Origin of the sequence: Rhodococcus sp. A14 (assembly GCF_011603105.1) — a bacterium.
Taxonomy (GTDB): domain Bacteria; phylum Actinomycetota; class Actinomycetes; order Mycobacteriales; family Mycobacteriaceae; genus Rhodococcus_F; species Rhodococcus_F opacus.
In genome coordinates this window covers 1-22,459 of sequence record NZ_JAAOQS010000130.1, presented here as the reverse complement: position 1 = coordinate 22,459, position 22,459 = coordinate 1, and the positions used below count along the sequence as shown (strand labels likewise).

The 22,459-nt window shown below is 64.8% G+C and carries 19 protein-coding genes and 1 pseudogene; 19 read left to right on the top strand and 1 reads right to left on the bottom strand.

Annotation, left to right across the window (positions count from 1 at the left end):
• Nucleotides 1-43: 43 nt before the first annotated feature.
• Nucleotides 44-580: a 2,4'-dihydroxyacetophenone dioxygenase family protein gene (locus G9373_RS39210; protein ID WP_167120360.1), complete on the bottom strand. Its 537-nt coding sequence runs from the start codon at nt 578-580 to the stop codon at nt 44-46.
• A gap of 244 nt (nt 581-824) precedes the next feature.
• Between G9373_RS39210 and G9373_RS39205 the strand changes: the two genes are divergently transcribed.
• The 19 genes and pseudogenes from G9373_RS39205 to G9373_RS39115 all read left to right on the top strand — a co-directional run.
• Nucleotides 825-1,886 carry a LacI family DNA-binding transcriptional regulator gene (locus G9373_RS39205; RefSeq protein WP_133986910.1) on the top strand — a complete coding sequence of 354 codons (1,062 nt, stop codon included), beginning with the start codon at nt 825-827 and terminating at the stop codon, nt 1,884-1,886.
• 469 nt (nt 1,887-2,355) lie between these two features.
• Complete coding sequence (locus G9373_RS39200) at nt 2,356-3,423, top strand: LacI family DNA-binding transcriptional regulator (protein ID WP_133986911.1); 1,068 nt, start codon at nt 2,356-2,358, stop codon at nt 3,421-3,423.
• Between the two features lie 77 nt (nt 3,424-3,500).
• On the top strand, nt 3,501-4,823 hold the full coding sequence (locus G9373_RS39195; protein WP_133986912.1) for an MFS transporter: 1,323 nt from the start codon (nt 3,501-3,503) through the stop codon (nt 4,821-4,823).
• Nucleotides 4,824-4,895: 72 nt separating this feature from the next.
• Nucleotides 4,896-5,675 (top strand): SDR family oxidoreductase, encoded by a 780-nt coding sequence (locus tag G9373_RS39190; protein ID WP_167120357.1) that lies wholly within the window; start codon nt 4,896-4,898, stop codon nt 5,673-5,675.
• A 28-nt stretch (nt 5,676-5,703) separates the two neighbouring features.
• Nucleotides 5,704-6,636 carry a 3-keto-5-aminohexanoate cleavage protein gene (locus G9373_RS39185; protein WP_133986914.1) on the top strand — a complete coding sequence of 311 codons (933 nt, stop codon included), beginning with the start codon at nt 5,704-5,706 and terminating at the stop codon, nt 6,634-6,636.
• 140 nt (nt 6,637-6,776) lie between these two features.
• Complete coding sequence (larA, locus tag G9373_RS39180) at nt 6,777-8,090, top strand: nickel-dependent lactate racemase (RefSeq protein WP_240960989.1); 1,314 nt, start codon at nt 6,777-6,779, stop codon at nt 8,088-8,090.
• Nucleotides 8,083-8,898, top strand: coding sequence for an ATP-dependent sacrificial sulfur transferase LarE (gene larE / locus G9373_RS39175; RefSeq protein ID WP_133986915.1), 816 nt, complete (start codon nt 8,083-8,085; stop codon nt 8,896-8,898). The genes larA and larE overlap by 8 nt, the downstream gene beginning before the upstream one ends.
• Nucleotides 8,895-9,590 carry a nickel pincer cofactor biosynthesis protein LarB gene (gene larB / locus G9373_RS39170; protein WP_061043123.1) on the top strand — a complete coding sequence of 232 codons (696 nt, stop codon included), beginning with the start codon at nt 8,895-8,897 and terminating at the stop codon, nt 9,588-9,590. The genes larE and larB overlap by 4 nt, the downstream gene beginning before the upstream one ends.
• Entirely contained in the window at nt 9,587-10,825 is a 1,239-nt protein-coding gene (gene larC, locus G9373_RS39165) for a nickel pincer cofactor biosynthesis protein LarC (RefSeq protein ID WP_240960988.1), read from the top strand. The genes larB and larC overlap by 4 nt, the downstream gene beginning before the upstream one ends.
• Nucleotides 10,826-10,838: 13 nt before the next feature.
• The gene (locus G9373_RS39160) at nt 10,839-11,834 is read left to right on the top strand and encodes a 3-hydroxyacyl-CoA dehydrogenase family protein (RefSeq protein WP_133986916.1); all 996 of its coding nucleotides are present in this window, start codon (nt 10,839-10,841) and stop codon (nt 11,832-11,834) included.
• A 272-nt stretch (nt 11,835-12,106) separates the two neighbouring features.
• Nucleotides 12,107-13,657 (top strand): ABC transporter substrate-binding protein, encoded by a 1,551-nt coding sequence (locus G9373_RS39155; RefSeq protein WP_167120372.1) that lies wholly within the window; start codon nt 12,107-12,109, stop codon nt 13,655-13,657.
• A 92-nt stretch (nt 13,658-13,749) separates the two neighbouring features.
• Nucleotides 13,750-14,703 carry an ABC transporter permease gene (locus G9373_RS39150; protein WP_206033438.1) on the top strand — a complete coding sequence of 318 codons (954 nt, stop codon included), beginning with the start codon at nt 13,750-13,752 and terminating at the stop codon, nt 14,701-14,703.
• Nucleotides 14,696-15,541, top strand: a complete 846-nt coding sequence (locus G9373_RS39145) for an ABC transporter permease (protein WP_167120356.1) — start codon at nt 14,696-14,698, stop codon at nt 15,539-15,541. Before G9373_RS39150 ends, G9373_RS39145 begins: the two co-directional genes overlap by 8 nt.
• Nucleotides 15,538-16,470 carry an ABC transporter ATP-binding protein gene (locus tag G9373_RS39140; protein WP_167120353.1) on the top strand — a complete coding sequence of 311 codons (933 nt, stop codon included), beginning with the start codon at nt 15,538-15,540 and terminating at the stop codon, nt 16,468-16,470. The genes G9373_RS39145 and G9373_RS39140 overlap by 4 nt, the downstream gene beginning before the upstream one ends.
• A complete protein-coding gene (locus G9373_RS39135; protein ID WP_167120350.1) occupies nt 16,467-17,195 on the top strand; it encodes an ATP-binding cassette domain-containing protein in 729 nt (242 codons plus the stop codon). Before G9373_RS39140 ends, G9373_RS39135 begins: the two co-directional genes overlap by 4 nt.
• Nucleotides 17,196-17,891: 696 nt before the next feature.
• The gene (locus G9373_RS39130) at nt 17,892-19,064 is read left to right on the top strand and encodes a glycerate kinase (protein WP_346842906.1); all 1,173 of its coding nucleotides are present in this window, start codon (nt 17,892-17,894) and stop codon (nt 19,062-19,064) included.
• Nucleotides 19,065-19,107: 43 nt separating this feature from the next.
• Nucleotides 19,108-20,655, top strand: a complete 1,548-nt coding sequence (pyk, locus tag G9373_RS39125; protein WP_206033427.1) for a pyruvate kinase — start codon at nt 19,108-19,110, stop codon at nt 20,653-20,655.
• The gene (locus G9373_RS39120; RefSeq protein WP_257014949.1) at nt 20,652-21,179 is read left to right on the top strand and encodes a gamma carbonic anhydrase family protein; all 528 of its coding nucleotides are present in this window, start codon (nt 20,652-20,654) and stop codon (nt 21,177-21,179) included. The genes pyk and G9373_RS39120 overlap by 4 nt, the downstream gene beginning before the upstream one ends.
• Nucleotides 21,180-22,247: 1,068 nt before the next feature.
• Nucleotides 22,248-22,459: pseudogene (locus G9373_RS39115) on the top strand (hypothetical protein); the annotation flags it as partial.

The following is a 22,459-nucleotide window of genomic DNA, read 5'->3' as shown; positions in this document are numbered from 1 at the left end:
ACTCGGTGTGGTTGCGCCATGTCAGGCGGTGTCCGCCGCAGTGTCAGCGGATGAAGCGGTCGACGTAGTCGGCGCCGAGACCGATCTTCTCGTAGTGCGCGCGGGCCTTGTCGATCTTGCTGAACACATCCTCGATGCCGACGGTGTTGCCGTCGACGTCGACGTAGATGTACGCGCCGCTCACGTGGAACAGGGTCGCCATCTCGGTCACGTCTTCGGGGACCTCGAGGGTGTGGATGTCGCCGGGCGGCTCGAACGCGTAGGTGCCCGCTTCAGCCCACCAGTCGTACTCGAGGTAATGCCAACGGCCCCGCAGGGTGAACGCGTGCACCGCCCCGGCATGCCGGTGCCGGGACAGGATCCCCGAACGGCGCACCCGCAGGATATTCACGAAGTAACCCTGGCTCGCCGACAACACCAGCGGCCGGAACTCCACGTCCTTCGACTGCGGAACCCACAGCCGCTCATCACACTCCAGATCCAACGCACCCGGAACGATCAGATCGTCACTCATCCCGTACGGCTTCGGACCCGTGTAGGGCACAGCCTCTTCGTTCTTCATGTCAACGGTGGAACTCACGATGCTCTCCTTTCGCTTAATCGCGTAAGTAACGGTACATCGTTGTGCTCCAGCGCACAAGCACGGAATGCCACAGGGGAACATCACGCCCCTATCTGGCTATATGCGCGCCATTCGGCGGCACCAGCCAGGCGAAACGTTCGACGAAGCAGGCATTAGGCCGGGCTTAACCGAATCAGCATCTCGCCCGGACGGTGCGTCCGTCTCGACGCCCCTCGGTGCTTAACCGACTAAGCTGTCAGATATGACCGATACCACTCAGCCCCAGAGCGGGGACCGTCGCGTCGGTGGCCGTCCTCGCCGCGTGACGATGAGCGATGTCGCTCGTAAGGCGGGGGTGTCGTCGGCGGCGGTCTCCTACGCACTCAGTGGGGCTCCAGGAGTAAGCGAGGAGCGACGCCAACGGATCCTCGCCATCGCCGACGAGATGGGATTTCGACCCAGCCGAATAGCCCGGGAACTGCGCTCGGGCACCACGAAAGCGATCGGTCTACTCCTCGCCGACATCGCGAACCCCTTCTACACCGAGGTCGCCGGGGGTGTGATCGCCGCCGCCGCCGAAGAAGGCTATGAAGTGTTCGTCTCGCACGTTGGCGTGGATGGCTCCCGTCAGGCAGATGTCGCGCTGGCACAGGTCGATCGGAACTGCAGCGGCCTGATCTTCACCTCGCTCGTCGCCGACGACAAGCCGCTCCTCGACAAGCTCCGACACGAGAACATCCCCGTGGTGCAGCTCTACCGCAAGATCGAGGACGAGCCCTCCGACTGGGTCGGCATCGACGACTACTCCGCCTCGTTCGAGATGGCCTCGCACGCCGTCGCCACCGGCCGACGCAAGGTCGCCATCCTCGGCGGTCCCGGCACGTCCAGCGTGTCCGCCAATCGCATGAGCGGATACCGCGACGCCCTCGCCAAAGCGGGCGTGCAGGCGATCAACGAACCCGATCTGTGGGGCGAACTGACCCGCGCCTCCGGAGCACAGCGTGCACGAGCACTATTCGCCGAACACCCCGAAACCGACGCGATCGTCTGCGGTAACGACCTCATCGCCCTCGGCGTTCTCGACGTCTGTCGAGAAATCGGCAAGCGAGTGCCCGAAGATGTGGCGTTGACCGGATTCGACGACATGAGCTTTTCGAGCGCAGGACCTTTGCAGTTGAGCACCGTGACGGTGCCGCGCGACCTGATGGGACAACGAGCCGCCCGCATGATCCTCCAACGGATCGCCGGCGACGAGAGTCCCCCACGCAACGAACTACTGCCCTACGGCATCCAGGTGCGGGACACGACCGCCCGACGCGAATAGGGGCGGGCCTGCGGTAGCCCCTCATCTAGAGCACCTCCGCTAGGCAGCCTAAGCCGGGCAACCCGAGCCGCCAGATGGGACCGCCTTCCATTCTTCCCACGGCGTGGGTGCATCGTCTCGGGTCCCCGGCTCGCTTCGTTCGAACTCGCACAGCGACCCCCAGGGCCAGCCTCTGCCGCATCGCGCACTCGACCCGGGAGACCGGACGAGCGCACGGCGGCTGGCACTACATCTGACCGGTGTGGCGTCCGAGCCGTGCCTCAGGGACAACAGCTTGCGCTCTACCTGGATCGATACGGCCAGAGATGTAAGCAGAACCAGCCATCCATGACGCCTTGGCGTGCACATTCGGTTCGCATCGAAAAATTCCTTCGAACTTAACGTTGCTTAATGTTTGCCGTTGCGACTGTAATGGAGGTCACTTACGAAATGACTTAATCGTCCAATCACCCCGGCGGAGGGAGGCGCAGTGAAGATCGAGACCGCCGATTCGGCAACGACCCCTCGAAAGGTCTCGGCGGCTGCCGTCGCGCGGGCCTGTGGCGTCTCGGCCGCCACTGTCAGCTACGTGATGAACGGGCGTGGCGGTGTTTCCGTCGAGACCCGCCGACGGATCATCAAGACGGCCGCCGAACTGGGATACCGCCCGGTCGGCGGGCCGCGCAGAGATCCGCTACTGACTCGCGTGGTGGGTTTGATTCTTCCCAACATCGTCAATCAGATGTACACGGGATGGGCTCAGCACATCATCTCCGCCACCCGGGAAGAGGGCATCGACGTCTTCGTCGCCACCACACAGGATGATCCCGACACCCTCGCTCAAGTGGCCGCCACGCTTGCTGCACGCAACGTCGACGGCGTCATCATCGCGGCCTCGCTTCGTGAGGATCTTCGTGCTCTGCGGGTGTTTCGCCAGAAGCGGATTCCATATGTCTGCCTGTCACGCAGATCCCATCATCATCAGAGCGATTTCGTGGGAATCAACTTCGATGCGGCGGCCAGCGATTTGATGAACCATGTTCTTGCGCACGGATATACCGAGATCGCGACCGTAATCGGACCCCGTTTCTCGACCGCCTCTCTCGAACGGGAGGTGGCGTTCGTACGGACCGCCGCGGAAGCCGGCGTCGACGTTTCGGGAATGCGCAAGATCAGTACCCGACTCGACAACGATGGCGGACGGATCGCCGCGGCGTCGCTGCTCGGTTCGTCGAACCCACCACGCGCCGTCGTGTGCGGCTCCGACGAGATCGCAATCGGATTCATGGAGCATGCACTGTCGCTGGGCCTGCGGATACCCGAGGATGTGGCCGTAGTCGGCGGCGACGGACTTCCGCACAGCAGATCCGCGCTGATCTCCCTGACCACCGTCGTCCAGCCGATGAAAGAGATGGCCGAGCGCGCATTCGAGCTTCTGCTCGATCAAATTACCCACCCTCGATCCACGTACCGGGAAGTGATCTGCGAGCACCACATGCATGTGGGCCGAACCTGCGGCTGCCAGCCGGCCAATCAGCTCATCGCAGACTCGCACTAGAACGACAGGACTCATTCTCCCCCAGCTCCGACCTCACTCGCGCATTCACGCACGCATCACACTGCAGAGGAAACCCTATGTCCGACATTCTGACGTCCATGACCAAGAGGCCCCCTGAGGTCATCAGCAAGGTGATCTCCAGGCGACTGATGCCGTTGTTGATCGGCGCGTACGTTCTGGCGTTCATCGACCGATCCAATATCGGAATGGCCAAGGACCGGATGGAGATCGATCTCGGTATCTCAGCCACCGCGTACGGGATCGGTGCGGGACTCTTCTTTCTCACCTATGCATGTTCGGAGATCCCGTCGAACCTGATCATGCACAAGGTCGGGGCACGGTTCTGGATCACGCGCATCATGGTCACCTGGGGCCTGCTGTCCGCCTCCATGGCGCTCGTCCAAGGAGAATGGTCCTTCTACATCCTCCGTATGCTCCTCGGCATCGCCGAAGCCGGCCTGTTCCCCGGCGTCATGTACTTTCTGACGCAGTGGTTCGTGGTGAAGGATCGGGCCAAGGCCATCGGCGTCTTCCTGCTGGGCGTCGTGATCGCCAATGTCATCGGCGCACCGCTCGGCGGGTTACTGCTGACCCTGGACGGCCTCGGCGGCCTGCACGGCTGGCAGTGGATGTTCATCCTCGAGGGCCTGCCCGCATGCCTGCTGGCCATCGTGGTCTGGAAGAAGCTGCCCAACAAGCCAACTCAGGCAACGTTCCTCACTCGCGAAGAGGCTGAAGATCTGGAAGCACGAATCGCCGCCGAGGAACAGGCCGGAGCTGAGGCGGCAGGTAATTCCCGGCTTCGCGACATCATCAAGGACCGCCAGATCCTCCTCGTGGTCGCGATCTACTTTACGCACCAGGTCGCGGTGTACTCGCTGAGCTTCTTCCTACCCTCCATCATCGGCACGTACGGAACTCTCACCAGCATTCAGATCGGTTTGCTGACCGCAGTTCCGTGGATCTTCTGCGGTATCGGCGCGTTGACCGTGCCCAAACTGGCGACGACCGGTGGCCGGTCCCGCAAGATCGCCACGTGCACCATGGTGGGAATCGCAGCAGGGTTCACGCTCGGCGCGGTGGGGGGTCCGATACTCGGACTCATCGGATTCTGCCTCGCAGCGTTCAATTTCTTTGCGCTGCAGCCTATTCTGTTCACATACCCTGCTACCCGACTCAGCGGGAAGGCACTGGCGGCCGGACTGGCATTCGTCAACACCATCGGCCTCACGGGCGGATTCGTCGGTCCGTACGTCATGGGCTTCGTGGAAGAGGCGACCGGGAGCAAACTCAACGGACTGTGGTTCGTCGCCGGAATGTGCACCGTCGGAGCGTTGCTGACATTGGGCCTCAAGATGGGCACCCAGGACCCAGGCAAGAGCACCCTCGCCGCGCACTAGCCGGGCGGCAATCTCCATCACCACCCCCATTCCTGCGGACCACGCAGCCCAACACAAAGGAGCCTGTGCACCATGACATCTTCCGCCCTCGATTTCTCCGGACGACGAGTACTCGTCACCGCCGGCGCGGCAGGCATCGGACTCGCCATTGCGACAAGCTTCAAGAGTCTGGGAGCAGACGTCTTCGTCACCGACATCGATCCGGTGGTGGTCGACAACGCCAAGGCTGCCGGGTTCGTCGCTGCGGTGAGTGACGTGTCGGACGAGGACCAGGTCCGCACCCTGATGACGTCCGTGGTCGACAACCTCGGCGGACTGGATGTGCTGGTGAACAACGCCGGCGTCGCGGGACCGACGGGTCCTGTCGACTCACTCGACTCGGACGCGTGGAAGGCCACGTTCGATGTCAACATCCATGGTCAGTTCTTCTGCGTCAAGCATGCCCTCCCCCTCCTGCGGAAATCATCCGAGGCATCGATCATCAACATGTCCTCGGCCGCCGGACGACTCGGCATGGCCGGTCGCAGCCCGTATTCGGCATCGAAGTGGGCCGTCATCGGCTTCACCAAGTCGTTGGCGATCGAACTCGGCGCCGAGGGCATCCGCGTCAACGCCATCTGTCCCGGCGCAGTCGACGGGCCACGCATCGACGCAGTGATCGCGGCCAAAGCCGACATGGTCGGCCGACCCGTGGATGAGGTAGCGGCCCTGTACCGCGGACAGTCCTCACTCGGACGCCTGATCGACGCCACCGACATCGCGAGCATGGCCGTCTTCCTGTCGAGCGGACTGGCCCGCAACGTCAACGGCCAGGCGATGGCTGTTGACGGAAACACCGACAAGCTCTTCTGACCACCTCAGACACAGAGAAGGAAACACCATGTCCAGCAAACGCAAAGTGATCATCACCAGCGCTGTCACCGGCGCGATCCACACCCCGAGCATGTCCCCGTACCTTCCCGTCACGGCCAACGAAATTGCCGAGGCGGCAATCGGAGCAGCGGAGGCCGGCGCGGCCATCGTGCACATGCACGCTCGTGATCCCGAAGACGGCAGGCCCTCACAGGACCCGAAGCATTTCGAACCGATCCTGGCAAAGCTGAAGGCGAACACCGACGCCGTCATCAACATCACGACCGGCGGCTCGCCGCACATGAGCGTCGAGGAGCGCATGAAACCGGTGGCCACATTCTCGCCGGAGCTCGCCTCGTTGAACATGGGCTCGATGAACTTCGGTCTGTACCCCATGCTCGACCGGTTCTCGGACTTCAAGAACGATTGGGAACGCGACGCGCTGGAGAAGTCACGCGATCTCGTCTTCAAGAACACCTTCGCGGACATCGAGCGCATTCTCGAGATCGGCAACTCCAACGGCACTCGGTTCGAGTTCGAGTGCTACGACATCTCGCACCTCAACAACCTCGCCCACTTCTCCGGCCGCGGCTTGGCGCGGGGACCGCTCTTCGTCCAGTCCGTCTTCGGGCTGCTCGGCGGAATCGGGGCACATCCCGAAGATCTCATGCACATGCGGCGAACCGCAGACCGGCTCCTCGGAGACAGCTACGAATGGTCGATCCTCGGTGCAGGTCGGAACCAGATGCCACTGGCGACCATCGGGGCCGCCATCGGATCCCACGTGCGTGTGGGATTGGAGGACTCACTGTGGATCGGACCCGGACAGTTGGCTGCCTCCAACGCCGAGCAGGTCACCCGCATCCGAACGATTGTCGAGGCCCTGAACTTCGAGGTGGCAACACCGGACGAAGCACGTGAAATGCTCGACCTCAAGGGCGCCGACAAAGTCGCCTTCTGATCAGGCGATGACACCCCACCACTCGTTCACGACGAATTAATCACGGGCAGTGCCGCTCTCGTGTGGACTCTGAAGAATCCAAGTTATCGAATGACATGCCGTTGTGCATCTGATCGTGGATCGCAACAAAGGAGAAACTGTTGACTACGACCCAACCGGGTGCGGTTCTGCCGGTGACCCTCGCGTACGGTTCCACGGGACTGACGGTAGATTTTCCGTCCGACCGCACCACCGTCGTCGCTCCCAAATTCCTGGAGGCGGCTCCCGACCCCGCCTCGACCCTGCGTGACGCGCTGGCAAAGCCGGTCTCCGGCCGCCCGTTGCGGGACATCGTCACACCCGGGCAGCGTATCGCGGTCTCGCTCTGCGACCTCACCAGACCGCAACCGCGCGAACTCATGGTGAGAGCACTCCTCGCCGAACTCGACGGCATTGCATCCCGTGATGACTTCACATTGCTGGTAGCAACTGGGACCCACCGCGGCAACACGGACAGCGAACTGCGGCAGATGTTGGGCGACGAACTGGTCGACACGATGCGCATCGTCAATCACGATGCACGCGACACCGAGTCACTGGCCTGGATGGGTAATCACGGCGACGGTGTTCCGGTGTGGCTCAACCGCCACTGGGTCGACGCAGACATCAAGATCACGACAGGTTTCGTCGAGCCTCACTTCTTCGCCGGGTTCAGCGGTGGTCCCAAGCTGGTCGCTCCGGGATTGGCCGGTCTCGAGACTGTACTGACACTGCACAACGCCGCGCGGATCGGCAGTGACCGTGCCACATGGGCGGTGTGCGAGGGAAACCCGGTACATGACGATATTCGCGCCATCGCCCACGGCACCGGCGTCGACTTCGCGTTCGATGTGGTGCTCAACCGTGAGCAGAAGGTGATCGCCGCGTTCGGCGGCGAACTGCTCGCCATGCATGCCGCTGCACGCGGCGTGGTCCACGAACTGTCCATGTGCCCCGTCCCCCAGTTGTACGACGTCGTGGTGACGACGAACGCGGGTTTCCCCCTCGACCAGAGCGTCTACCAGGCGGTCAAGGGGATGACCGCCGCCGCGACGGTGGTCAAACCGGGCGGGCTGATCATCTGCGCGGCCGAATGCAGTGACGGGTTTCCCGATCACGGCTCCTTCCGAGAGGTCCTCGCGTCGGAGCCGACCCCGGCCGAGCTGTTGGCGGCGATCTCCGCGCGCACCGAAACGGTCCCCGATCAGTGGCAAGTACAGGTACTTGCGCGCCTGCTCGCCACCGCCCGCGTCGGCATGCACACCACACATCTGTCGGACGAGGAATTGCGTACCGCACACCTGTTCCTGGTGGAGGACATCGCCGCGGCGGTCGAAGCGGAACTGGCCGCCGTCGGGCCCGATGCCCGGGTCTGCGTTCTCCCCGAGGGGCCGCAGACGATCCCCTACCTGATCGAGGCACACACTCATGAGTGAACTACTCGCCCGACTCATGGCTCGCCTGAGTCAAGAAGACAAGCTACTGATCGCCTTCTCCGGCGGCGCCGACTCCGCACTGCTTGCCTCTGCGGCCCATCGCGCGCTCGGTGATCGGGCAGTGGCCGTCACGGCCGTCTCTGCGAGCCTTCCGGCATCGGAGAGGGTGGCCGCGAGGACCTTCGCGCGGGAGCAGAACATCCCACACGTCGAGGTCTGCACCGACGAGCTGGACAACCCCGATTACGTTGCGAACACCGGCAACCGTTGCTTCCACTGCAAGACCGCCCTGTTCGACGCGTTGATTCCACTCGCCTCGATGATGGGTGCGCGGATGGCATTGGGAACCAACCTCGATGACCTCGGCGATCATCGGCCAGGACAGTCTGCCGCGGTCGCACGGGGTGCGATCTTCCCGATGGTCGACGCGGAACTCACCAAATACGATGTGCGCTCGATCAGCCGAGAACTTGGGTTGGCAACCGCCGACAAGCCCGCCGCGGCATGCCTTTCTTCGCGCATCGCGTACGGCGACAACGTCACGCCGGAACTTCTTGGGCGCATCGAACGGGCAGAGGAGTCATTGCGCCAATTCGGCTTTCGCGAGTTCCGGGTGCGCGCACACGCGGATGGCACACTGGCCCGCGTCGAGATCGCGGACACCGAATTGACCAGTGCATTCGACCGTCGCGGCGACATCCTGACGGCACTGCGCAGTGCCGGCTTCGTGTTCGGTTCCCTCGACCTCGGCGGTCTGCGCAGTGGCGGAATGAACGCATTGCTGTCCTTGACGCCGGTGTCGCGATGAGTGTCCCCGTAGCTGAGAACTTCACGGTCGACTTCGATCGCGAACGGCGACAAGGTTTGCCCGAAGTGGTCTACGGACCTGGCAAGACGGTCGTCGAAATCGTGAGAATCGTCCGGCTCCTGCTCGAGACCAATTCGGGTCCGGTACTGGTCACCCGGGTGCCGCCCGATGTCGCCGCCGAGGTGATGGCGGGTGTCGAGGACGGCGTCTACGACCACCTTGCACGGCTATTGGTGTGGCGCCCCGCCGGGCGGCGCAAAAGCTTCACCCTTGGTGTCGTGACCGCCGGGACGGCCGATGGGCCCGTCGCCGCGGAAGCGATCGCGGTCGCGGCAGCGATCGGACTGGCGGTCACCGATGTGCGGGACGTCGGAGTCGCAGGCCTGCATCGACTCATGGCGCGCATCGACGAAATCCGGCGTTTCGACGCCGTGGTCGTCGTGGCCGGCATGGAAGGAGCCCTCGCGAGTGTCCTCGGTGGGCTCGTTGCGGCACCGGTGATCTGCGTCCCCACCTCCACCGGATACGGCGCGGCGCTGGAGGGAATCACCGCGTTGATGGCGATGATGACCTCCTGCGCCGCCGGTATGACCGTGGTCAACATCGATTCCGGGTTCGGTGCCGCCATGGCCGCACACCGCCTGTCGATGCTGTGCTGTCGGCCCCGCGCCCACGAAAACGGACGATCATGATCCTGTGGCTCAACCCCATAGCCGGCATCTCCGGCGATATGTTGCTCGGTGCGCTACTCGATCTCGGCGCACCCATCGACAAGGTTCGTTTGGCGATCGACTCGACGGGAATCACCGGCTGGAATCTGACGACCGACTCCGTCGAGCGACAGGGTGTACGTGCCCTGCACGCCGTTGTCGACGTCGACGAGATCGTGACCGAACGACACGCTGCCGAGCTCCTGGCCATGGCCCGCAGAGCGCAACCCTCCGCGGCGGCGGACCTCGCTGTCACGGCAATTCACTCGGTGGCCCAGATCGAATCCACGATCCATGGTGCACCCGTCGAATCCATCCACCTTCACGAACTCGGCGGTGTCGACACCATCGTCGATACGGTCGGCGTCGCGGCGGCCCTGCACGCGCTCGGTATCGACGAAGTGTGGTCCGGTGCCGTGGGGCTCGGCATCGGTCAAACCAGGGCTGCGCACGGAATGCTTCCGGTGCCTGCACCGGCAACCCTCGGCCTGCTGCGGGGCGTCACCGTGATCGGCATCGACACACCCACCGAAACGGTGACACCCACCGGCGCCGCACTGCTCTCCGCAATGGGAGCACGCTACGGACCGGTTCCGGAAATGACCATCGATGCGGTCGGCTACGGCGCGGGTTCGCGCGATACCCCCGGTCGGCCGAATGTGCTCACCGCGGTGCTGGGTTCGAAGGTGGCACGCAATGCAGCCGTCGATTCGATGGTGATGCTGGAGACCACCGTCGACGACGTCACCGGCGAGGTCCTCGGACAACTCGTCGGTGAACTGCTCGACTCGGGTGCGGCCGATGCCTGGATCGCACCGGTGGTAGGGAAGAAGAATCGGCCGGCACACGTGATTTCGGCCCTGTGCCGTCCGCCCTCCGTTGCCTCCGTCGAGGTATGTCTGCTCAGCAGGACTGGAACGCTGGGCGTTCGGCGCACGACAATTGATCGTCGAACGCTGCCCCGCACGTGGATCCATGTCGACGTCGACGGGATTCCGGTACGGGTGAAAGTCGGACCGCACCGGGCCAAGCCCGAGCACGACGACCTGCACAAGGTAGCCGCCGCGACCGGCGTTCCGGTCCGCGTCGTGGCCGACCGAGTGCAGGTGCTCGTCGCCGAGCACCTGCACTCGCATGAACACCAGGTCGACGCCGACGCGGGGTCATCCGATCCCATGACAAATCAAATGGATGGTTCTTCCATCCGCAATCAGTGAGAGGTGACGGTCGATGACGACCACAGAATCAATTCGACACATTGCTGTCGTCGGAGCCGGGTACATGGGCGGCGGCATCGCCCAGATCTGCGCCGCCCACGGCTACCGCGTCAGCATCGCAGACGTCGATGCCGCCTCCGCTTCGGCGGCGCGGGACCGACTCCATGCCGAGGCGCTCGAATTCGAGTCCAAGGACCTGCTGCCGCAGGGTTCGGCGGCAGCAATCCAGGCCAACCTGGGCGCGGCCGAGTCCATGGAATCCGCAGTCTCGGACGCCGACTTCGTCATCGAGGCGGTTCCCGAGATCCCGGCCGTCAAGCTCGATGTGCTGCGAAGGATCTCCGGCGCCAATGACACCGCGGTGATCGGCACCAACACCTCCGCCATCTCGATCACGTCACTGGCAGAAGGAGTGACCAACCCCGAACGCTTCCTGGGAGTGCACTTCATGAACCCGGTGCCGTTTATCCCCTGCGTCGAGATCATTCCCCACCAGGCGACGCGGCCCGAACTCGTCGCCCTGTCCTGCGACCTGATCAGAGCAGTGGGCAAGCACCCGTCCACCGTGTCCGACAGCCCCGGGTTCGTCGCCAACCGGCTTCAGTACGCCTTGTACAAGGAAGCGGCGAGGATGCTCGAGGAGAACGTGGCCACCGCGTCGGAGATCGATGCGATCGTGTCGAATTCGTTCGGCTTCAGGCTCTCGCTCTTCGGTCCATTCGCCATCGCAGACATGGCAGGCCTCGACGTCTACAAAGACACGTTCCGTACGCTCGAGAATGCCTACGGCGAGCGATTCGCCACACCGGAGGTGCTGACACAGTCCGTCGCCGAGGGCAACCTCGGCATCAAGTCCGGCCGTGGAATTCTCGACCTGGATTCCACGGCGCAGGAGGATCTGGTCGCCTACCGGAACACCGCGTATGTGCAGCTGGAACGAATGCGGGCCCGACTCGGGGACTCACCCGCCCTTCGCCGGTCCGTACCCGCTGCCGGCGGCCGTTCGTAGAAGCGCGTGAGTGCGGCACCGTCGCGGATCTCGAGATCCGCGACGGTGCCTTCCCTTTCAGGGAAGTACACCTTTGGGGTCTCGAACACCGCGGATTGGGTGGCCCGGGCCGCCCCCCTTCGGCCGAACCCGGCGCAAACACCTGAATATCTGAACAAATGTGCACATGTTGGGTCGCGGTGCCGCGCTCATGCGAAAAGGAGAGATCGACTGTGACCGGTCACCGACGTCGACCGCTGATCATCACCACGACGGTGGCCGCCGCCTTGGCTATGGGCGGCTGCACAGTTCCCGAGGAACGGGTCCCGTCCGACTCGGATGCCCTGGTGTTGGCCGATGGTTACGAACTCGGGGGCTACAACCCCGTCAATGGGCACGGGGAGGCGGGAGAGTCGAAGATCTACGACGGCCTGCTTCGCCTCGTCGGAGGCGACGGCATGCCGACTTTCGAACCGGCGCTTGCCGCGGACATGCCCACTGTCGGCGACGACGGACTGCTCGTGACCGTCAAGATTCGTGAGGATGTCCGCTTCACCGACGGCACCGGGCTCGACGCGTACGACGTCGCGGCGACTTACGACGCCATCTTGGATCCACGGTCCGCGTCACCGCTGCTGAGCAGCCTCGACATGATCGATGCGGTGACCGCCGTGGATCCGTCGACGGTACAGTTCCGCCTCGAGTACCCGTACGCGGCGTGGCCGACGAAGATGCTCCTGGGAATCGCTCCGGCCGAGCGACTGTCCGGCGGGCGGGCCGAAGAGTCCACCCTCAATACCGCCCCCGTCGGAACCGGCCCGTACAAGCTCATTTCCTCGCGGCCGGACCAGGCGGTGTACGAGGCCAACGAGGACTACTGGGACGGCGCACCGCAGGTGAAGAAGCTGACGATGATCTACGCACCGGACGACAACGCCCGGGCGCAGCGGATGGCGGCCGGGGAGCTCGACGGCACAAACGTCCCACCGTTGCTGGCCAACACCTTTCGGAACAAGCCGGGGTACCAGGTCAGGGTGAACGCGTCCGCTGACTGGCGCGGGGTCACACTACCCGCCGACAACCCTGTCACCGCAGACCCCGCCATGCGAATGGCTCTGAACCTGGCGGTGGACCGGCAGGGCATGGTCGACCACATCCTCGGTGGATATGGCCGGCCCGCCTCGACACCGATCCCCGAGGTGTACGGCGCCGCCTACGAACCGACCGCAACCTTCCCGCACGACCCGGCCCGCGCTGCCGCACTACTCGACGAGGCCGGCTGGATGCGCGGCAGCGACGGTATCCGCGCGAAGAGCGGTGTGCGTGCAGAGTTCACAATCATGTACTTCCCCGAGGACACCCTGCGCCGGGACCTCGCTCAGGCGTTCGCCTCCGACGCGGAAAGGCTCGGTGTCCGGGTCGACGTCGAAGCCGTCGACCGTTCCACCTTCCCGAATCAGCTGCCGAGCAAGGCCGGAATGCTCGGTGGTGGTGACCTGCCGTTCGACCCGGATCCGCAGGTGTACTCGACGCTGCACTCACGGTTCGCGGTGCCTGGTGCCGGATCCCCCTACGACAACGCCTCCGACTATGCGAACCCTGCTGTCGACCGTGCACTCGACGATGCCCGCCGGGTCCTGGACCCGCAGGCACGCGCCGCCGACTACCGGACTGCACAGACCGCATACGTCGCCGATCCGGGCTACGTGATGCTGGTGTTCCTCGACCACACCTACATCGAACGCGGAAACGTCTGGACCGGATCGACCCCCGTTCTGGAACCGCACAGTCACGGCGTGAACTGGGGGCCGTGGTGGAATCTGCGCGTCTGGACACGCCGGTGAGTGGCACCGTGAACGCCCGCACCGCGGCACCGCCCACCGGCAGCGGTGCGCCAGTTCCTGCGCCGATCAATCGGCGGGCGAAGGTCAGGCGAATGGTGCTGCGACGCCTAGCCTTCGCTGTCCCGCTGCTCGGCATTGTGTCTGCCGCTTTGTTCGCGGTCGCGTCCCGGTCCCCGTTCGATCCATTGGCGAGCTACCTCGGCGACCGCTATCTGACGACCTCGAGCGCCGACCAGGACCGGATCGCGACCGAGCTGGGCATGAACGAACCGTGGTGGAAGGTGTACGGGCAGTGGCTGTCCGACCTGGTTACCGGTGATCTCGGTGTGTCGCGGAGCTTTTCCCAGCCGGTCGCGGGGGTGATCGGTGAACGACTGCCGTGGACACTGCTGCTTACCGGTGTCGGCCTGACCTCCGCGATCGGCGCGGCACTACTGCTCGGAGTGTGTGCTGGTGCCCGCCCTGGCGGGCTGGTCGACCGTGTGATCACGGGATCGGCGACCATGGTGCAGGCGGTGCCACCGTTCGTGCTGTCCCTCACCGCTGTTGCCGTGTTCGCACTGACTCTGGGGTGGTTACCGGTGGCGGGGCTGACCGACGCCGGCGTCGCACCGACGGTGGGACAGGTTGTTCGTCATCTCGTTCTGCCCTCAGCGGTGTTGGCGCTCTCGCAGATGCCGTGGCTGCTGTTGTCGGTGCGGGAGTCCGTGCGCGCTGCCGCCGCCTCCGATGCGGTGCTCGGCGCCCGGGCCCGCGGTCTGCCGAGTGCGGTGATTTTGTGGCGGCACATCGTCCCGGTGGCGCTCGCCCCGTTCGCCACCGTGATCGGCCTGCGCTTGCCGGAACTGATCGTCGGCGCCGCGATCATCGAGGAGGTCTTCTCCTGGCCCGGTCTGGCCGGAGCCGTCGTCACGGCCGCCCGTGAGCTGGATTTCCCGCTTCTGGCGGCACTGACGCTGGGAACGACACTGGTCGTCCTGGTCGGGTCACTGCTCGCCGATATCGCGTACACCCTGTTGGATCCGAGGGTGAACCCCGATGCCTGATCGCCCCTTCCGCCGATCAGGGGGACTGACACTGTGGTTGGGGGTGGCGTTCCTCGCGGTGATCGGCGGGTATGCGCTGCTGGTCCCGTGGCTCGCCGGGGTGGACGACCGGCTCACCGACTTCTCCGCAGCCCGGCAGGCTCCGTCCTGGTCGCACCCGTTCGGCACCGACATCGCGGGCCGGGACCTCTTCGTCCGCGTCGCCGCCGGCCTGCGGATCTCGCTCCTGATCGCCGCTATCTGCGCCCTTGCCTCCGCGGCACTCGGGGCTGCGGTCGGGGTCGTGACCGCCGCCGTGGGAGGGTGGGCGGATCGCCTCGCCATGCGTACGGTCGACGGCATCAACGCCATGCCGCACCTGCTCCTGGGAATCGTCATCGTCGCCCTCTACCCCGGCAACCTGGCCGCGATCATCGCGTCGATCGCGCTCACCCACTGGACCCAGGTCGCCCGCATCGCTCGCGCCGAGGTCCTCACCGTTCGCGGCAGCGCCTTCGTCGACGCCGCGTATCTCGCCGGCGCCACCCGCGCGCAGGTCATGCGAACCCACCTCATGCCGGCCGCCGCAGGTCAAACCGTGATCGCGGTGATATTACTACTGCCGCACGCGATCTGGCACGAGAGCACACTGTCGTTCCTCGGCCTCGGATTGTCCCCGGACCGACCCTCACTCGGCACGCTGCTGCAGGAGGCCCGCTCCTCACTGCTCCTCGGCGGCTGGTGGACCCTCACCTTCCCGGCCCTGCTTCTCCTCCTCACCACCCTCGCCGTAGCCGGGATCGGGGCCGCTGTGCGCGACCGCATCAGCCCACCCATCATGGAAAGGAGTCCGCGATGACGACCGCGCTTGTCGAGGCACGCGGGCTGACCGTGCGGATCCCCACCCGCGCCGGAACTGTTCACGCTGTCAGCGATATCGACCTACGCCTCGATGCCGGGCACGTACATGCCCTGGTGGGCGAATCTGGATGCGGCAAGTCGATCATCGCTGCGACGCTGTGCGGCTTGCTCCCGGCCACCGCAACGGCCACCGGAACCGTCACCCTCTCCGACGGCGACGCGGTACCCACCGAACTCGTCGGTACCCGGGAGAATCAGTGGCGGCGGCTTCGCGGCCGCCGCATCGCGCTGGTCCCGCAATCGGCCGCAACATTTCTCACTCCGGTGCGCACGGTCGGCGATCAACTCACCGAGACCCTCCGTCACCTCCGCTCCCGCCACACCGTGACATCGCTGCTGATCCGGGTGGGCCTACCCGACGCCGTGGCGGCGTTGTACCCACACCAGCTGTCCGGGGGGATGGCCCAACGCGCCGCGATCGCCTTCGCGCTCGCAGGGGACCCAGCGGTCATCGTCGCCGACGAACCCACCTCGAACCTCGACCCCCAACTGACCTCACACGTCCTCGACCTACTCGACGACTGCGCACACACCGGAGCCGCTGTCCTGCTCATCACCCACGACCTAGCGGCGCTGCCCACGCACGCCGACCGCCTGTCGGTGATGCACTCCGGCCGGATTGTCGAAACCGGCTCCACCACAGCAGTGCTCGACGATCCCGGGCACCCCTACACCCGCGCCCTGCTCGCCGCGTTGCCCGAGCACGGACTCTCACCGCCACCCGAGATGCCGCCAGAACTTACGAGTCTCCCGCACTACCGTGTCACTCACGCGAACTGCCCGGTTTCGTTATTGTCCGGTGCACCGACCTCCCTCGATTACCGCGGCGGCCGTGTGATCCGCCGCCTGATCGGAGCCCCCCGGTGAGCCTGCGCGCCCACAACATCACCGTCGGCCACACCCCGGGATATTCCCTGCTGACCGACATCGACCTGACGATCCCGGCCGGCAGCGTTGTCGGCCTGACTGGACCATCCGGGTCCGGCAAAACGACACTCGCCCGTGTCCTCGCAGGCCTGCATCTGCCCTCTGCAGGGGCAGTCACCGTCGACGGAGAGCCCCTTACCCCACCCAGTCGACTGCGGGGCAGGCGCCAGAGGAGCATCGCGATGCTGTTCCCATCACCTCGGCAGGCAACCTCACCGCGGTGGACACTCGAACGCATCATCGCAGAACCGCTTGCTGTCACCGGCACCCCGGCAGATCAGCGGGCACGCACGGTTCATACCACGGCGCTGCGGGTTGGTCTCACGGCCGATCTACTGCAACGCCAACCCCATCAGGTCTCCGACGGACAACTGCAGCGAGCCTGCCTCGCCCGTGCCCTCATCCAACGACCCCGATACCTGATCTGCGACGAGATGACCGCCATGCTCGACCCCGCTACCACCGCCGCGCTAGTGCACGTCCTGATAGAGGAAGCTGATGCGGCTCTCGGGATCCTCGCCGTCAGCCACGACCACCAACTCCTTCACGCCTGGGCCGACACCGTCATAGACCTCCCTGAACTGGTACCGCGGGCAGACAGCCGTAGTCGTTGCGAATATCCCGCGTCCCCGGCTCTACCGGCCCAGTCGACGCATTGGCGGTAACGGCATAACTCCCAGACGGGAGGATGATCTCGCGATCGTAAGCGTCGACGACCGGCACGAATGGTGAACTTAACGTTGCTTAATGATCTGGCTCACACCTACCGTCGATGTATCAGATCGACGCTCGAGGAGGTGCACGGTGAGGACGGCCATCGCGCGGCGGTGGCAGTGGGTACGAGCGGGCAACGCCGCGCGGACGGGTCGGTGCCTGGTCGGCTTCGCCTCCCACGTAGCGCCGGGGGGCTGCGATGCGCGTCGCCGGCAGATCTCGAATCCTCGAGGATTGACTAGCTGTTCGGGTGCCCCTTCCACGCAGCCGCAAGCGGCATCCATCCGGATCGCCGCGGTCAATAGTCGTTGGGCCGCTGGGGAACTTCTCGTCGTCAGATCTGCTCCGCGAACCTGATGCCATCACCGAGGTGGAGGCCGCAACGGTGGATAGTTCTCGACCCCGCAGCCGCCCGCATTCCGAGCCCGACGAAGCCCGCACCACCGCACACGTGGGATGACCGTGATCACGACGCCGCATACCCGGGCCGCGATGGCGCCATCCAGGTCCTGCCTGCCAGCACACCCACCAGACCGAGTCCCATCAAGGAGTAAAGACCATGAACGACAAAGCCATCATCGCCGTGCAGTCAGTGGCGTTCTGAGGCAACGATGACCCAGGCACAATCGAACACCGAAGGTCGACTCGTGATTAGTCCGCCAGTACACAACAGCACCGGCCACATGGTGATCGCCCCGGACAAGTTCAAGGGGTCGGCATCTGCGTCGGATGCTGCGGCCGCCCTCGCACGCGGTGTGCGTTCCGCTGCACCGAATCTGAAGGTGATCGAGTTCCCGGTCGCCGACGGTGGGGAGGGGACGGTCGAGATGATGATTCGACAAGGCTATGCACCGGTCACCTGCTCGGTCACCGGCCCACTGCAGCAGACGGTGACCGCTACCTACGCGCTGCGTGGCAGCACCGCGGTTATTGAGATGGCCTCTGCCGCAGGGCTGGCCAACCTCGGCTCCGGCGGCCCGACGCGCACCACAGCGCGCACAGCATCCACCCGCGGTGTCGGGCAGTTGATGGTGGATGCCCTCGACCGCGGCGCAGATCGGATTGTGCTCGGAGTCGGAGGCAGTGCCACCACCGATGGTGGTGCCGGTGCGTTGGCCGCGCTCGGGGCGCGCATCTTCAACGCCGATGGGGACCCCATCTACCCCTGCGCCCAGGACCTGTCCGAGGCGCACGTCCTGTGCGTCGAAGGACTCGATCCTCGTCTACGCGATGTCGAGTTGATCGTTGCGTGTGATGTCGATAATCCGCTTACCGGGCGGCACGGCGCGGCGTTCGTTTATGCTCCGCAGAAGGGTGCCAGTCCCCACACGGTTGCCCATCTCGATCACGCCCTCAGTCGCTGGGCGGACGTGGTCGCTACGGCAGTCGGGCGGGACATTCGAGAGTCTCCCGGTGTCGGTGCGGCGGGCGGTTTGGCCTTCGGAATGGCCGCGGTACTCGGGGCGCGGCTGACCTCGGGCATCGAACTACTTCTCGAACTCACCTCCTTCTCGGACGTCGTGCAAGCCGCGGCACTGGTCGTCGTCGGTGAGGGCTCCCTCGACGAGCAGAGTCTGCGGGGTAAGGGGCCAGTCGGCGTCGCTCGGGCCGCTCGGCGGGTCGGGGTACCCACCGTTGCCGTGGCAGGTCGCTCCCTCGTGACCGCCGACGACGCGCACGCGGTAGGCCTCGGCGCCGTCTACACCCTCACCGATCTCGAACCCGATGAACGCAACAGCATGGCCAACGCGGAAAGCCTCCTCGAACAGATCGGTTCAGGCATTGCCCGTGACTACCTCTCGGTCCACGCACACCGCTGACTCGACAACGTGGCTGGACGCAGTGCGATTTACAAGGAGCCCAATGGACACCACCCTCGACCCGACCATCGCGAAAGAGAACTCCGCGATCGACCTTGATGCGCCGGCCTCGACAGCCCTTCGCCGCGCGAAGATTGTCTGCACACTCGGGCCCGCGACCGCAACCGATGACCGCATCCGAGAGCTCGTCGACAGCGGGATGGATGTCGCCCGCCTCAATTTCAGTCACGGGGACCACTCCGATCACGAGGCTAACTACCGTCGAGTGCGGTCGGCATCCCGGGACTCCGGCAAGGCAGTCGGCATTCTCGCGGACCTGCAGGGCCCGAAGATTCGGCTCGGCCGCTTCGCCGACGGCGCGACAATATGGGCGCCAGGCGAAGAGGTCCGTATCACCGTCGAAGAGTGCGTGGGCTCTCATGACCGGGTATCGACGACCTACACGCAACTCGCCCAAGACGCACGCCCCGGAGATCGACTCCTCGTCGATGACGGCAAAGTTTCGCTGACCGTCACCGCCGTCGACCGCAATGACGTGGTGTGCCGAGTCGTCGAGGGCGGCCCGGTCTCGAACAACAAGGGCGTGTCCTTGCCCGGGATGAACGTGTCAGTCCCCGCCCTGTCGGACAAGGACATCGACGACCTCGAGTTCGCACTTCGATTGGGCGTGGACATGATCGCACTCTCGTTCGTGCGATCGCCCGCCGACATCGACCGGGTCCACGAGGTGATGGACCGCGTCGGACGCCGGGTTCCGGTCATCGCGAAGATCGAAAAGCCGGAAGCCGTAGACGCTCTCGAAAAGATTGTGATCGCATTCGACGCGATTATGGTCGCCCGAGGAGATCTCGGGGTCGAACTTCCCCTCGAACAAGTACCGCTCGTGCAAAAGCGTGCCGTGCAGATCGCTCGGGAGAATGCCCGACCGGTCATCGTCGCCACGCAGATGCTCGAATCGATGATCGACAATGCCCGACCGACCCGAGCGGAAGCCTCGGACGTCGCGAACGCCGTGCTCGACGGTGCTGACGCGGTGATGCTCTCCGGAGAAACCTCAGTGGGCAGACATGCGATCGAGACGGTCCGCACGATGGCCCGGATACTCGATGCCGTCGAACGGCAGTCCACCCACGTCCCACCCCTGACCCACGTCCCCCGAACCCACGGCGGAGTGATCTCCTTCGCCGCCCGAGACATCGGCGAACGATTGCACGCGAAAGCGCTCGTCGCATTCACACAGTCCGGCGACACCGTTCGGCGGCTGGCCCGCCTCCACACACACCTACCGTTGCTGGCGTTTACTCCTACGCCGCGGGTCCGCAATCAGTTGGCGCTGACATGGGGCACCGAAACCTTCGTCGTCGACCCAGTCGACTCCACCGACGAAATGGTCCGCCAAGTCGACCGCGCACTCCTCGCCTTGGATCGGTACCAACCAGGCGACCTCGTCGTCATCGTCGCCGGATCACCGCCCCATACCGTCGGTTCCACCAATCTCGTCCACGTTCACCGGATCGGTGAGGACGACTTCACCACAGCCCGCCGGCCCACCGACAGACACCGGCTCGAGCCAGTAAGGACAACACCGTGAGAATTTCTCTGACCGCAGGCGATCAAAACATCGCGAAAGATGTGTGGATCGCACCGAATGCCACCGTCGTCGGGACTGTGCGCATCAGACCACAAGTGAGCATCTGGTATGGCGCAGTGGTCCGCGGCGATGCGGAAAGCATCGAGATCGGGGAGCGGACAAACATCCAAGACGGTTGCGTTCTTCACGCCGATCCTGGATTTCCGCTTGTCATCGGTACAGGGGTATCCGTGGGCCACAACGCGATCCTGCACGGCTGCACAGTCGGAAATGACGTTCTGGTCGGAATGGGCGCCACCGTTATGAACGGGGCACGCGTGGGGGCCGGAAGCTTGATCGCAGCCAATGCCCTGATCCCCGAAGGTGCGGACATCCCACCCGGATCGCTTGTCGCCGGCATACCCGGAAAAGTCCGCCGCACTCTTACCGCCCACGAGGAGACCGCAATCCGCACGAACGCGGACATCTACGACCACGCTCGTGTGCGGCACGCGGCAGCCACAGAAGTTACAGACCTGGTTTGATCGGGACACCGCGAGACCACGGTCAGGTCGGTGCGGGGCAGTCGGGTCAGCAGCACGATCCGGTAGACGGTGCCGTCGTCGCCAAGCTTGCCAGTGCGCCGAGGGCATCGGTGACCGGCGCCCAGGCCGCGTCGATGGTCTGGGAGTGTGCCTGCGCCGACTGCTGCCCACTCCAGGACACGGCGGTAGCCCCGGAAGGAGCTGTAGGTTCCAACGTCCGGTGTCAGTCGTTCATGTCGGCGACCTGCTTTCCACCCATTTAGTCGGAACGGGCATCCCGGAATTTCGTCGGATTCCTCGGTGCCTGGGCAATAGCAGATCGGTCAGCCATCTCGTGACCTGTGGAAACGTGTCTTGTTAGGGCTTCCTACCGACACGAAACTTGGACAACCGACACGCCACCGACACGAAATCTGGAAACCGATACCGAAACGTGTGGAACCAACAGCAGGCTCTCCTTACCGCTGTTTCTGCGCCGCCCCGTGTCACTCATGGTTTGCGCGCACTCGACGACGATAATTTCAGTTATACGCAGTTATCCCCCCGAAACTGCGTCGTCAGCGCGTTTTTGCTCTGCAACGTGTCGGTACGGCCAGTTACCCTGCGCCGGCGACCCTCGAACAGGTGATCGTCCTCCGGCGTAATAGCCGATCTCGACAACCTGGCCGGCGGGCCCTCGCAGATCGGAGAATGTGGCATCTCAGATCGCCGCGACGGTGCAGCGGTCCCGCGGACTAACGTCGCGCCTAGTCCATCCCCAAAGTCCGCGCCTGGACCCGCGACCGCGGCGTCGACGCCGGCACCCGCGGATGCTGCGCTTCTACATCTGTGCGGAGTTGTCAGCGAGTCGCACCGGCCTACTCCCGGCACGTACTGCCCGCGCACGTACTTGCCCTCGCGGGTCGGTGAAGCTGCCCCTACGCTCCCCTGTCGCTTCACCCCCGAGGGTGCTTCAGTGGTGCCTTTTCGAGGTGGTTCGGCCCTGCGTCGTCGCAGTCACCGGATCAGGTGATGCCGGTACCATCACGGCCGTGATGCGGATGATGATACGAACCAGGACCGGCGTTCATGGCTGACCTGCACGAGGCGCAGCCGGGTGCTGAGGCCCCGCCGGAGACGACGCTTGCCGAGTTGATCGCCCGCGGCGGAGCTTTGAAGAGTGAGTTGGTGGACTTCGTCCAGCACGCCCGTTTCGACCGGCAGTTGACTGCTCTGCTCCGGGACGCGGCCGGCACCGGCCCGCTCGACGAGGCCGTCCTCGTCCGCACCATCGATCACTT

Excerpts from the sequence above, each read along its gene's own strand:
- G9373_RS39205 (WP_133986910.1), top strand. The coding sequence starts at position 825 with ATGACCGATACCACTCAGCCCCAGAGCGGGGACCGTCGCGTCGGTGGC.
- G9373_RS39195 (WP_133986912.1), top strand. The coding sequence starts at position 3,501 with ATGTCCGACATTCTGACGTCCATGACCAAGAGGCCCCCTGAGGTCATC.
- G9373_RS39190 (WP_167120357.1), top strand. The coding sequence starts at position 4,896 with ATGACATCTTCCGCCCTCGATTTCTCCGGACGACGAGTACTCGTCACC.
- G9373_RS39185 (WP_133986914.1), top strand. The coding sequence starts at position 5,704 with ATGTCCAGCAAACGCAAAGTGATCATCACCAGCGCTGTCACCGGCGCG.
- larE (WP_133986915.1), top strand. The coding sequence starts at position 8,083 with ATGAGTGAACTACTCGCCCGACTCATGGCTCGCCTGAGTCAAGAAGAC.
- larB (WP_061043123.1), top strand. The coding sequence starts at position 8,895 with ATGAGTGTCCCCGTAGCTGAGAACTTCACGGTCGACTTCGATCGCGAA.
- larC (WP_240960988.1), top strand. The coding sequence starts at position 9,587 with ATGATCCTGTGGCTCAACCCCATAGCCGGCATCTCCGGCGATATGTTG.
- G9373_RS39160 (WP_133986916.1), top strand. The coding sequence starts at position 10,839 with ATGACGACCACAGAATCAATTCGACACATTGCTGTCGTCGGAGCCGGG.
- G9373_RS39155 (WP_167120372.1), top strand. The coding sequence starts at position 12,107 with ATGGGCGGCTGCACAGTTCCCGAGGAACGGGTCCCGTCCGACTCGGAT.
- G9373_RS39150 (WP_206033438.1), top strand. The coding sequence starts at position 13,750 with ATGGTGCTGCGACGCCTAGCCTTCGCTGTCCCGCTGCTCGGCATTGTG.
- G9373_RS39145 (WP_167120356.1), top strand. The coding sequence starts at position 14,696 with ATGCCTGATCGCCCCTTCCGCCGATCAGGGGGACTGACACTGTGGTTG.
- G9373_RS39140 (WP_167120353.1), top strand. The coding sequence starts at position 15,538 with ATGACGACCGCGCTTGTCGAGGCACGCGGGCTGACCGTGCGGATCCCC.
- pyk (WP_206033427.1), top strand. The coding sequence starts at position 19,108 with ATGGACACCACCCTCGACCCGACCATCGCGAAAGAGAACTCCGCGATC.